The organism is Bradyrhizobium sp. Ken01 (assembly GCF_055807355.1).
Genome location: NZ_JBVVPC010000046.1, coordinates 1 through 13,237 on the forward strand (window position 1 = coordinate 1; position 13,237 = coordinate 13,237).

General features: G+C 58.0%; 5 protein-coding genes and 1 pseudogene. 3 read left to right on the forward strand and 3 right to left on the reverse strand.

Annotated elements, in window-relative coordinates; translation table 11 throughout:
* Window positions 1–1,181 (forward strand): annotated as a pseudogene (locus AC0L3S_RS31480) (IS5 family transposase); the annotation flags it as partial.
* 276 nt (window positions 1,182–1,457) lie between these two features.
* Here the strand turns inward: AC0L3S_RS31480 and AC0L3S_RS31485 are convergent.
* The gene (locus tag AC0L3S_RS31485; protein WP_259219432.1) at window positions 1,458–2,990 is read right to left on the reverse strand and encodes a porin; all 1,533 of its coding nucleotides are present in this window, start codon (window positions 2,988–2,990) and stop codon (window positions 1,458–1,460) included.
* A gap of 471 nt (window positions 2,991–3,461) precedes the next feature.
* Between AC0L3S_RS31485 and AC0L3S_RS31490 the strand changes: the two genes are divergently transcribed.
* Window positions 3,462–3,944: a MarR family winged helix-turn-helix transcriptional regulator gene (locus AC0L3S_RS31490; RefSeq protein ID WP_259219431.1), complete on the forward strand. Its 483-nt coding sequence runs from the start codon at window positions 3,462–3,464 to the stop codon at window positions 3,942–3,944.
* 2,609 nt (window positions 3,945–6,553) lie between these two features.
* On the opposite strand, the gene AC0L3S_RS31495 is transcribed toward AC0L3S_RS31490, so the two are convergent.
* Both AC0L3S_RS31495 and AC0L3S_RS31500 read right to left on the reverse strand, forming a co-directional pair.
* On the reverse strand, window positions 6,554–8,038 hold the full coding sequence (locus AC0L3S_RS31495) for an AMP-binding protein (RefSeq protein WP_259219430.1): 1,485 nt from the start codon (window positions 8,036–8,038) through the stop codon (window positions 6,554–6,556).
* Between the two features lie 638 nt (window positions 8,039–8,676).
* On the reverse strand, window positions 8,677–9,735 hold the full coding sequence (locus tag AC0L3S_RS31500; protein ID WP_259219429.1) for a polyamine ABC transporter substrate-binding protein: 1,059 nt from the start codon (window positions 9,733–9,735) through the stop codon (window positions 8,677–8,679).
* 1,792 nt (window positions 9,736–11,527) lie between these two features.
* Here AC0L3S_RS31500 and AC0L3S_RS31505 point away from each other — a divergent pair.
* Complete coding sequence (locus AC0L3S_RS31505; RefSeq protein WP_259219428.1) at window positions 11,528–13,162, forward strand: GMC family oxidoreductase; 1,635 nt, start codon at window positions 11,528–11,530, stop codon at window positions 13,160–13,162.
* The last annotated feature ends 75 nt before the right edge of the window (window positions 13,163–13,237 follow it).

Below are 13,237 nucleotides of genomic sequence, written 5' to 3' on the forward strand. Positions count from 1 at the left end.
CGAGAATGGCCGGCCCGGGATCGAGACCCGGTTCATGATCGCACACTTACGGGCTGTCCGATGAGGGCGTTTGCGAGCGCTGGGTTCACGACCCGTATTTCCAGTTCTTCACCGGGCAAGAGTTCTTTCAGCATGCCTTCCCGCACGAGCGCTCGGACCTGAGCCATTGGCGCAAGCGGCTCGGCGACAAGTTGGAGCTGCTGCTGGCGGAGAGCCTGCGGGTGGCGCACGAGGCCGGCGCGTTACGCGGCCAGGACCTCAAGGGCGTCACCGTCGACACCACGGTGCAGCCGAAGGCCATCACCTTTCCGACCGATGCCAAGCTGCTTCATGCGGCTATCAAGGGGCTCAACCGCCTGGCGAGAAGGCACGCCGTCAGGCTGCGGCAATCCTATTCTCGTGTGGCCAAGGCCGCCGCGATGATGGCGGGCCGCTACGCCCATGCCAAACAGTTCAGCCGGCATCAGCGGCAGTTGCGCATTCTGCGCAGCCGGCTCGGCCGTATCATCCGCGACATCCGCCGCAAGATCGAGGGCCAGCCGGCACTGGAGGAGGCATTCGCCCTCCCGCTTGGCCGGGCCGTGCAAATCCGCTCGCAGCAGCAGCGCCAGCGCGGCTGGAGGCTTTATTCCTTCCATGCCCCGGAGGTGGAATGCATCGGCAAAGGCAAGGCCGCCGCGCCTTACGAGTTCGGCGTGAAGGCCTCCATCGTCACCAACAACCGCCGGGCGCCCGGTGGCCTGTTCGTACTGCACGCCAGGTCGCTGCCCGATAATCCCTACGACGGTCATACCCTGCGGGACGCCATCGACCGCACCGAGGCGCTCACCGGCTGTCCGATCGAGCGGGCCTATGTCGACAAGGGATATCGCGGCCACGACACGCAAAATCCACGTCGCGTCTTCATTTCGGGCCAGAAGCGCGGCGTGTTCGGCGCCATCAAGCGCGAGCTCCGGCGCCGCTCCGCCATCGAGCCCATCATCGGACATCTGAAGGCCGAAGGTCACCTTGGCCGCTGCTACCTCAAAGGCCGCGCCGGCGACGCCGCCAACGTCGTGCTCTCAGCAGTCGGACACAACTTCCGCCGTATCCTCGCCTGGCTCAGAGAACTCTTGTGCCTCTTCCTGATCCAGCTATCGCATACGCTTGCCCGTCCGCTCCCGCTCAATTCGGCTTCTTAACGGACGACGAAGTAAGAAGAATTGAGTCAGCAAGAGCATAGTCGCTCGGCAGTGAGCGCCTGAACCGGCTGAGCGTGACAGAAGGCTTTGTTGCCAGATCTATGAATCCATGGCTATGAACGCTCGTGCTCCGCCGATCTTCACAGTTGATCCAAGTTCTCCAAAGACGCAGGAGCATCGAAAAGGCCCCCGGCGGGCATGCCGGAGGCCTTCTTGGAGGTTAGACGTTCGGCTATAGAGCCGCTTTGTTCACTCCTTCCGTTGATAAACCGAGGCTTAGAAGTTGCGTTGAGCCCGGAGCATCAGCACGAGGCTGTTCTGGTCCTTCAGCTCATATACAGTGCCGGGCTTTGCGACATTTGCCTGCAGGGGCAGGGCCACCGTGCTTCCGCCGGCGTACTTTTGGTCGAGCATCATGTAGGCGAGTTCAGCCGTGAAGGCCAAGTTTTTGACCGGGGTCCAGGACGTCCTCGTACCGATGACCCCATAGTTGAAGTCGGGATTGCAGCCGGCAACACCGGTCGACAAGGCGAGGCTTGCGACGAAGGCACCGCAGATATACCCCTTGGCCGTTCCGTTGTACCTGACAGCTGCCCAAGCTCCGTAAATGGAGGAGCTCCAGTAGGGATCCCAATTGTGGTTGAACGCACCATTGAAGCCGTAGGTTGTGGTCAACTGCTGCCCGCTCCCGTTGACGAACACGGCGTCAGAGACACCAGCAATGCCAACACTCTGGTAAGCCCCCGCCAGCCCCGTGCCGCCATACATGGCAAACGTGGTAGACATATAGTCTTCGAAATTATAGCGGCTCGCACCGTTCGTATATACGCCCGTCAAGTTGATCGAGTCGCCAGCGCCGGTCGGAAGATTCTTGATCGATAGCGCGAGCTGAGCAGCCCAGCCCCACTTGTCGCTCGGATGGCCTGTCGTTTCATCAACACCGTAGTAGGCCGCGTGATTATCGTGAGCAGCGAGCGACGCCTGGAACAGGCCCCAAGCCTGGTCAACGCGAACTCTGGCGATGAGGTCTGGAGCTCGCGTGCCACCGATGTCGTTTGCACCGTACGCGCCGGCGGCCAGACCTACGGCGGACGCGCCACTCACGTTCCGAATGCTGGTCGTATCGTGAACCGTTTGATCTTGAGCCGAGAACGAAGCCGTAACGCCTTGGCCGAACTCCGCTGTATACGAGATCTGATTGACGGGATCCCAGCCGCCGGCGCCGGGCAGCTCAAGGTTGTTGCCCGGGTATTGACCCCAAGGAGTCCTGAATTGCGATTCCGCTTTGCCGAATGTAAACCCAGCAAACTGAAGAAATGCATAATAGATCCCGAGATAACCGCCAGCGGCCGCACCAGCACCATTTGTTCCGGCCGGGGCGGCGTTATAAGCCGTTGAGCCATTCACGGGACTTGTACCGGCACCGTTGTATCCACCGGATTTCCAGCTGAACACAATTTCAGCGAAGGTTCGGACGACGCCGTACTCGGTCGCGGTCCGCGTATCGACTTGGAAACCTTGACGGGCCAAGGTGTTATAGTAGTTGCTGAGGCGGTTTCGCGCCCCCCCCAAATCGTTGGATGCGGCATCAAAGTGGTAATGCGTGTTCAGAACGGTTTCCCCACGGAGATAACCACCCAACTTAAAGCACGTGTCGCTACCGGGGATGTAGTAGAACCCCGCACCATACAGCGAGCAGATCTTCACATATTCGATCGCCTTCGCCTTCACAGGTAGATCGGCAGCATGCGCCCCGGCACCCGCGAGCATTGCCGCAGAACCGAGGATGAGACTCTTCGTCAGTTTCATGGATAGTCCTCCAAATTGAATATCGCTTCCGTCCAAGATCCGCCGCGACGAGCCTCACCCCCCCGGTGGGCGGGTTTTGACGGAACGACTTCGAGGCGCCCCCTCTCCGTCCATCCCCGTATAGTTCATCGTAACAATTGCTTCAATTACTTAATTGGATGCAGTATTATGTTGGGTCGACACCGTTGCACTTCGGCAACAATCCGAAACACGCCAAAAGAAAAGCATGTAGAGGTGAAAAGGAACCCTCGGGGGGGCATCCCGAGGGCTCTATTGGAGAGTTTAACATGACCGTTGGCCGATTGGTCCTTCAGTCTGAGTCCCACGGTAGCCCACATCAATTGCGCACGTCAATTAATTTCTTGCATGACCGGTATACCTCGGCAATTAGTCGCGAGACGATCACTCGCATTGCGGCTAATGATCAGCTGCATGCCTGCGGGCGGGACCAACATGTGGCGGAAGACCAAAATGGGCGAAAAAGATCAGCTGGATAGAGCCGTTAGGGATTTCATCTGGAACATCGTCGAAATCCACTCGCAGCTCGAGGAAATACACAAGGGCTGGGCTGAGATGATGGGCATCAGCGAACCCCAATGGTTGATGCTGATGGCTATCGGCGAGCTCGACCAGGGTCGAGGGGTCTCCGGCATAGCAGTCGCCAATAAGCTCCGAATTCACCCCGCCTTCGTGACGACTCAAACGAAGAAACTTGAAGAGGCAGGTTTTCTGTCTCGCGTGACATCCCCTGATGATGCGAGGTTTCTGCAGATCTCACTGACTCAGAAGGCGCTGGCCGAAATCGCAAACCTGTCAAAGAAGCGAGAAGCTCTGAACTCGACAATGTTCGCCGGGCTAGACGAGGCATCCCTCGACTACCTCAATAAGCGACTGGCCGCGATCGCCACAAACAGCCAACTAGCCTCTCAAAAACTCCGTATTGGCGTACTGTAGTCAGTCCCGCGCTGCCGAGCCTCTCCGCAAGCTCAGTATGTATTCGGTCGTGAGCTGCAATGCCCAGGCAACCATCGCGAGGACAAAGGGCAGCTGAGAACGGACCAACATCGATGACCTTGTCGTGATCTAGTCCTGGGCGATCCGATCGCTAACCGCCGGCAATAAGCTTAGAATCCGAGCCATTTGTGAGCTTTCGATGCAGCCAGGCAAACACGCGATCGTCAGAACTCACGAAATTCTCGGTCCCTTTTAAGGTAGACCGGGGCTCCGCCTCGAAGAAGAATTCTAGATCAATGCATGCTGCTCTACAGTCAGCCTGTAGCTTAATCGCCTCTGACGCGCTGACCGGTCCGTATCCACCAACGACCACGAGACCTGGACATCTCAACTGTCGCACCAATCGCGAGCGACGTACCGACTCCACGCCCTGGTCTACGAGGTCTGCCGTACTGCTGCTCATCCAGCGCACTGCGGCCAAAGTCCGCGCCCAATTCCATAGCCCGCCATCGCAAACGGCCGCAGCAATTCGGCAATCAAATACAGCGAAATCGGTTGCAAGAGTAGCCGACAAGCCTTCCCCAAAGACGCCTATTCGAGCCGGATGAACATCTGCTCGGCCTGACAGGTAATCCAAACAGCAAGACAATGAAACTTCTGATTGGCCCCGCGCGTGATTCGAGAGGTCGTCGTAGGAGACCACGAGAACCGACAAACCTAGAGTAGTCACAAAAGGCCAAATTCTTCCAAGTAGCGCAGTTGCTGTTTCTTGTTCGTTGCTGATGCAAATAATTACGGGAGCGCGTAGTCCCGGCGCGCGGCAAGGCAAGTAATAGACTTGAAAGTCGGCCTGATCTACATGCGCAATCTGTACGAGCTCGACATTCAGCCCCAAATTTGCAAGCCCCTGAAGGTCTGCCTCAACTTTCGTTGAAACGTCATCAAGGCGTCTATCGTCATTAACACGGCTGGAAACTTCAAAGGCGGTTAGTGGATCGAGGCAAGCCTCGGCCGCCCGATCGAGCGCGTCCCTGTCAACGCGAAGATCGGCGACAGTGGAATGCGCATCTCCGATGTTCGTACACGAGTCGGACCAAGGCTGCGGTCCTTCAGGCGTGCAGATGCTCTCGAGACTGCGTCGAAGGCCTGCGGCGTCGCGCTGTGCCGAGGCAGAATTGCCTGTCATGTAAGGCCAAGCAGCGCGCTCGTTCAATTCGCCCCCCTTTGAGTGCAGCTCTACACCCGAGTTTAAGAATTCGCCTCTCTGTCGGAGTTGCTGGTGTGGAGATTGGCGGAGCCGCAGCTACGGTCGATCGACTTTTCTCCATCATTTGTGGGAATATTAGTGATCCTAAAGGGCGAATTTCTCTGATTTCTAGGGAATCTGATCCGTAATACTGCGCGCAGCAAATCAATCCGCAGTTTTTTAACATGCCGGAACTCGATGGTCGGTGCGCCGCAAACCAATCGGTGTCAAAGCTAACCATCGAGTTGGATTGTATCGGTCGAGCTTTTCACAATCGTGCGGATCATGAATTATCCGCGCTCTCTCATGTTGCCGCGAATTCGTGTCAGGTGCATGAAGGCCGGGCAGCAGCGGCCCTGCCGCTCTGAGCGATGCTTATACAATGCGCATGCGGGTTGAGGCCGCTTTTCCGGTTCTCACCGAGCATGCGTCAAATAAGGTATCGAAGCTTAGCCTAGTCAAAGGAGGAGAATGGGTCCGAATTGCGTCGGACCTACTCGGAATACGCCACCGAGCGGCGGCGCTCCTTTTCGCGATACGCTGCGACATTCGCCCGACGAAGGATGGCAAGCGTGCGGACTCAAGTGTTGTGCAGCTGCTTTGCCGAAAAGAACGAGGAAGCGTGAGCCGCCACATCTTGCCAGGTGTAAGTTAGCGATACGCCGCGGATGCCATATTCCGCCTCGATCGAGAGAATACGTACCAAGCCGTATATGCCGGTTTAGCGGCTCCGTAGTTAGGTTGCCGGAAATTCCCAAGCAGCCCCTGGGGACGTCATAATCGTCCCGCCTATTCGTGCGCTGCCCCGATTAGCCGCGAGAGAACGGGCTTGGTTTGCCAGCTCATCTTGATGCAAAAGCACAGTATCAGGCAACGCGGGTAAGGGCATTGGGTGCCATGATCCGGAAGCCGACGGCGACGACGAGTGCGACGCCACCTCCGGTGCAAAAGCCTACGATCGCGGCGATTGTCGGCTGGTCCATCTCGTACCAGGCTCAAGTGAGCCGAGGACCGCTCCTGAACTCCCATCCCGGCGCGGCTAGGTCGGGCGGTTCGCGAGGACCTCCCGCACCGCCTTTTAAGATCGGCGGGCGGCGCGTAAGGACTTGCTGCCGGTCAGAATCACGACTGAGGTTTTTGCGTTGTCATCAAAACTTTCAGCAGCTCTCGTCCGCTCGCGAGTTGCTCGTCGAAAGCGCGTTGATACAATCGCCGCGGTCGAACGCCTTAAAACCGGAACGCGCTCCTCCGGGCCAATCGGTCTTTACGAAACTCGCCAAGATCTGGCCTTGTTTTGACCATCTGGCGTTTTCCCGTATGTCTCGTGAGATGCCGCAGCGCTCATTTCGAACATCGACGTCGGTTACATGTGCCCAACGGGCGACTTCATCCGAGCGATACGATCATCACGCAGTTGGGTCCGCCGTACCTTGCCCGCCTCATCGCGCAGAGGCTCGTCGACGAACTCAATGGTGCGCGGAAGCTTGTATGCCACCAACCGCTTGGTCAGGTGCGCCAGTAGCAACTCGGCGGTCAGGCCCGGGCGCGAGTGGACGATTGCGTGGACGGATGAGCCCAGGTCGTCGTGTGGCAGCCCGATGACGGCGCTCGACTGCACAAGAGGATGTTCATCGATCGCGGCCTCGATCTCAGCCGGATAGACGTTTGCACCACCAACCAAGACCATGTCTGTACGACGGTCAGCGAGGTAGAGATAGCCGTCCGCATCGAAATAACCGATGTCGCCGAGGCTTTCCCATCCGCCGGGCAGGGTGCGGGCCTTCGCGCCGCGATAGGTATATGAGGGAAGCGCGCCTTCAGGGCGGCGCAGGTAGATCTCGCCCATCTCGCCGGGCGGCAACAGGTTTCCGTTTGCGTCGAATACCTTCATTTCGCCCATCGTCACGCGGCCAACCGACCCGCGGTGGTCAAGCCATTCGCTTCCAGTGATCGTCGTCCAAGCTAAGCTCTCGCTACCGCTATACATCTCTATGATAACCTCGGAGCCTACCCAGCCGATGAAGGCCTCCTTAAGCCACGGTGGGCACGGAGCGGCCGTGTGCCAGAGCGTCCTCAGTGAGGATACATCATAGCGATCTCGCACGTTTTCCGGCAGCCGCCACATCCGGCTCATCATGGTCGGCACTAGATAAAGCCAAGTCGCCCTGCTCCGCTCGATCTCGCGCAGTACGCCTTCTGCGTCGAAGCGCGGCATCAGCACCAGGTGGGCGCCCTGGATCAGGGCCTCCATAGCCAACCAGAATGGCCCGCTGTGATAGAGCGGTGCTGGAATGAGGGCAATGTCGCCTGAGCCCAACCGCCAGAAACCTTGGCCATCCGATTCAGCCATGGTCAGACCAGGCGAGCCGGAAAGTATGAGCTTGGGTCGTCCGGTCGACCCGCCAGACGTCGGAGCATACACAATCGGAGCCACGCAGGCTTCAACCGATCGGCCATCGTCACATAATGCGAGTAGGTCCTCGACCGTTGCACGTCGCCGATCGGTCTCTAGCTCCGGCAATGCGATCACCACCGGCGGATCGGCTAGGTTGACTATCGCTTGCAATTCGGCACGCGGTAATCGAAAGGACACCGGTTGCGGCGTGGCGCCCAGCTTCCAAACGCCCCAGCAAGCCTCGATGAAGTCAAGCCCGTTTGGCAAGCCGATAGTGACCAAATCACCCAGCTTGACGCCCAGCCCTTCCAAGGCGCGGGCAATCCGGTTCGCCCGGGCGTCAAGTTGGCTCCAGGTGAGTGTTGTTTCGCCACAACTGACCGCCGGGGCGTGCGGTGTTGCCTTGGCACGGCGGGACAGCTTCTCACCCAAAGGGATCATGTCTTCCGACATCTTTCGTCAAGACCTTCTTCTCGTTCGACCCGCCTTCGTACATAAGCAATACGCCTGCCCCGCGCTCGCGGAGGTTCTAGAAGAAATACCTTATGTCTCGGAAGGAAAACGCCAACTTCTGCTAGAGTGACACATAGATCAGGCGATTCTTGTTGTATTGGCGCAGAACTTCAGCATGGAGTTCAATTGCGTCTGCCATTCGCGCAACATGTTGCCCACTGAGAGCCAGCTAAAAAAGTCAGCGAGACACTGTCGTAATTCAGCTGCCATTGCACTGCGAAGGCATTGAGCGTACCCGCTAGTCTCGTTTCGCAGGTCCGTCGCGATTCTCCTCTTAGTTGCTCGTTGCCTCCCGCTCTGAATGTTGTTCCGCGCTGCTCCGCGTTATCCCACTGCCGACCTCGACCATCACTCCTTGTGGCGGAAACATACGTTTGGATGGCACGTTGACCTGCGTGACGACGGCGGCGCGATCAGCGCCGTCACGACGAAACACAGGATGATCCGGACGCTCCAGGCCACGTGAGAGCCATGACCCGCGGAATCCTCGTTACTTTGTCGACTCTAATTTTATGTCAGCTCGGCTGTTGGAGACGGCAAGGAGAACAGAAGCCATCCTGCCGCTCCTATGTTTGGCCTTACTGCGCGAGCCACCGGGTAAATCGCTGGCGTATTTCATCCATCTTCTCAGCCCAAAATCTCGAGTCTACCGGAATAGCTTCGCTGTTATCAGGGGCATGCGAATATGGCCGGATTGCTGGATCAACGAGCGCAACCGCATCCCTGTTTGCCGGTGGGTTGGCGGAGTCGTTTGCGATGTCTGCCTGGACACGGGTCGAACTAGTGAAGGCCAGAAACTTGTAGGCCTCCTCCAGAGGCCGAGCGCCCCTGGGAATCACCAAATCAACCCCGGTCTCCATCGCACCGTCCCACATGATCGCGAAATGCTGGCCAGAGTTCTTGACCGCATCATAGATTCGGCTGCCCCAAGCTTGGCTCATCACGACCTGACCATCGGCGAGAAGTTGCTGAGGCTGAGCTCCGGCCGTCCACCAGACCACGTCCTTCTTGATCGTGTCCAGCTTATTGAAGGCCCGGTCGACTCCCTCGGGTGTGTTGAGGACCTTGTAGATATCTTTGGCCGGCACCCCGTCGGCCATCAGGGCCCACTCGAGATTGATGTCCGGACTTTTATAGAGTCCCCTTTTGCCGGGGAAGGCCTTCAGATCGAAAAAGTCGGCGATGGTCTTCGGCCCATTCGGCAGCTTGTCCTTATCATAGGCAACGACCTGAGCAGAGAAGCTGGTCGGGACCCCACAGTCCGTGTTGTCGGCCCCCTGAAATTTGGCCCGTTCGAGGCCAAGCTTCTTCCAATCAATCGTCTCGATGAGACCCTCGTCGCACAATCGCTTGGTTTGAGCCTGGGTGACGTAGACCAAACCCCAGATCACCGTATTCGTGTCAACCATGGCGCGGATTTTGGCAGTGTTCCAATCCCACTCGGCTTCAGTGATCTTGATGCCCGTCTTCTTTGTGAAGGGATCGAACGCATCGTTCCGCAGCACCTTCGCGAACGATCCGCCCCCGTGGGTGACCGTGAGCTGATCGGCCGCAAAGGCCGATTTAGTTGGCGCAAGCGTACCCGCTGCCAGGCAGATTGCGGCCAAGGCGAAGGTGATCAATAGTGTCTTTCGCATCATTCTCTCCGCTGTTACAAATTCTCCCGGGATGGAAGACCCTTGCAATTGGCCGCTGCTTGAATTGGAATTTCGTCGTCATGGTGTGTGAGCGCCCTTCCAGCCGATGGTGATCACCGCCGCTTCGGCCCATGACAGTACCCTCGGCTGGCTGATGCCCTCGACATTAATCCCCAGCGCTTGCACGTTTTCCGACGCTCGGCATCTCCACATTGCAAGTGAAAACGCGCTTGCGGTCCGACCTGGTCAACGCTTCCCTTCGATTATGCGTCACATAGGCCATCATCTGCCGCTCCGAGATGCTCATGAAAATGCTTGATCCCGAGCTACGCGTGTTCACGCAATTGCTGTCCAGTGCCCCGAGCGGCACATCCATCAGCAAGAGCTTGGGATCGAAGACGAACGAGCCGGCGAGCGCAACACGCTGCTGCTGGGCACGGAAAGTTGGCCGGGCCAGCGGCCGCCGTAGGCGTTGAGCCCGGCATGCCTATCCGAGGCTTCATACGAGCCTCTCTTCATAGCATCACGCCACGGACGGGAGCTTCGAATCCGGCAAGCCGGAAAATTCTGCAAAACTCTTCGCTAGTGCCTGGCATTGCCCCTCTTCCCTCCTGCGCGCACCCTGGTGCGCCCACTCGGCGCCGGTCAACAACCGGACCGCGATCTTCTCTTGACAGATTGCAGCAGTGGGTGCATGGCCAAGCCTGCAAGAACAGTCCTGCACTAGGCGCCTGCCGTTAGTTGGATTTTTCCCACCGGTTCTTGATTTCTTGACCTCTCCGATAGTCAGAAGGCTTCTGTCTTAGAAAGAGTGTATCGGGTTCATATGATGAATTTCAGCATTCTGGCCGGTCGAAAGGCTGAAATCCTGCGCCGACTCGGGCGAATACGTCTGACATGGCTCGGAGCGTTGTCAGGCAAGTAGGAGCAGAGAACAGCGATGGCTTCGTAGTTTACGGAGGGGCCAACACGCGCTCACGGCCGACTGCGATGATCGCCAGGACTCATGCGCTACCCGAGGTGCGAGCTTACTCGCCCGTTTTGCGTCGTTAGCCTGCCTCGATGATTTCGCCCACGTCAGCCCGACCGAGATCGAAGGCCAGACTGTGCGCGCGCCCAAGAAAAAAACGGATCCGGCGCGTTGGGAATCCAGCCGTGTGTTGATAGGCGATGACGCTCCCGCTCAAGCGGTAATCCCTCCTCGGCCAAATTCGCCTGAGGCCGCAGACGTCTTCGATGTAAGGGTAAGGCACTCCCGTCGACGTCTAAGGTGGTGGACATTCGGCGCCGACGGCAACAATCAAAAGCGCTATTCACCCCCTTCTGCCGAAATGGCGCGGCTTGCACTTGAGGCAAATGCCTTACTCGTACGTGAACCTCGACCTGGACGTCGAGGAGATGTGGTTTTGAGACATAGGCCCCGCCGCGAATGGTTTGGTGAGGTTCGGTGGTTGTCTAGCCATGCGGCATTCTGAGACGCCAGTTCGTGTCGTCAAGTTTTCGCGCTCCGAAGCCGCTGCGCTTTTTGCGAAGTCCGTCCGTTTACGTTGAAATCCGCGAAGGAAAGCCGTGGAGCGCGGTTTTTGGGCGCGATCATGCGCTTTTTTGCGAAAATTTCGAATGGAGGATTGCTAGATTAACGCTCCTGCGGGAAGCAGGTTGAGAAATCTCAGTGTTCCTTACGAACTGGTGAGTGCGGCAAGACCAGTGTGGCAGCGCAATGTGCCCCCTTGATGTTGGTTCGGCCGACTAACCCGGACGAAATCCAACATCTGCTATAGGAACTTAAACCATGTCCGAATGGGACTACATCATTGTCGGTGGCGGCTCGGCCGGCTGCGTACTCGCCAATCGCCTGACCGAGGATGCGCGCGTCAAGGTACTCCTCCTCGAGGCTGGCGGACAAGGCGGCTCGATGTGGATCGATATTCCCGCAGGTTTCACGAAGGTCCGAAAGCAGTTCGGCTGGAACTTCCAGATGGACGCTCAGGACAGCGTGGCCGGCCAGCGCCTCCCATGTGCGAGCGGCCGTGGGCTGGGCGGCTCAAGTTTGATCAACGGCATGCTCTACGTACGTGGCCAGCCGCTCGATTACGACGGCTGGAATAAACTAGGCAATCCCGGCTGGTCCTACGAAGACGTGCTGCCGTATTTTAAGAAGTCGGAGCACTATGAAAGTTGCGGCGACGAGACGCGTGGTAAGGGCGGGCTCCTCAATGTAAGCGATATCAGCGAACGCCATGTGCTTGGCGACGCGCTCATTGAGGCGGCGCAGGCCAGTGGTTTCCTGCGCAGCCAAGACTACAACAACGGGCGGCAGGAAGGCTTCAGCTACTTTCAGACCACGATCAAGAATGGTCGCCGGTGGTCGGCCGCTCGCGCCTTTCTGAATCCAGCGCGCAACAGGCCCAACCTGCACATCGAGACCGGTGCTCTTGTGAGCCGTATCCTGCTCGAGGGTAGGCGCGCAGTCGGTGTCGCTTATACTCTGCGCGGCGAACGTCGGGAAGCGCGCTGCGAAGGTGAAGTGATTGTCTCTTGCGGCACTATCCAGTCGCCCGGCGTGCTGGAGCTGTCGGGCATTGGCCAGCCGAGAACCCTCAAGAAGCTTGGGATCGAGATCCACCATGAGCTGAAAGGGGTCGGCGAGAACTATGGCAACCACTTCTATGTGAACATGGGCTGGCGCATCAATCGACCGATCACGTTCAACGAGCAATCTCGTGGATTTCGGATGTTGCGCGAGATACTGCGATACTATGTTATGGGAACGGGTCTGCTTACCAAAACGCCGGGCCTAGTCGCCGGCTTTGTGCGCACGCGGCCCGGCCTCCAGACGCCCGACGTACAGTTTCACATGGCGCCCGCGAGCTACGATTCGGCGCGGCCCGGGCGTCTTGAGAAAGAACCCGGAATGTCCTTCGGTTTCAACCAGTGTCGACCCGATTCTCGCGGTTCAATTCACATCAAATCGGCGATACCCGGCAGCGAACCAGCGATTCAGCCGAATTTCCTGTCCGTCAATGGCGACTGTGACTGCGCAGTGGCTGGCATGCAAATCGCGCGAAAAATCATGCAGAATCCTGCTATTGCCAACTACACGACTTTTGAAATGTATCCCGGCGAGAAGGTGCAGAGCTTTGAACAAAGCCTTGACTACGCTCGACATGCAGGTCGGGGACTCCACCATTATGTAGGGACTTGCAAGATGGGCAACGATCCTATGGCGGTAGTTGACGAACGCCTGCGTGTGCATGGACTGCTTGGACTGCGCGTCATTGATGCCTCTGTCATGCCGACCGTGCCCTCCGGCAACACCTACGCCGCGACGATAATGGTGGCAGAGAAGGGCGCCGATATGATCAAGGAAGACGCTAAAGATGGCATCACACTCAAGGGCAGACTAGATATATTCCCTACAGTCTAACAGGGCCATTGGATCGGTATGTGCAAAACCAGTCCGTGGCATAATCTTCAACAGCTGCTAACACGATCTTCTCCG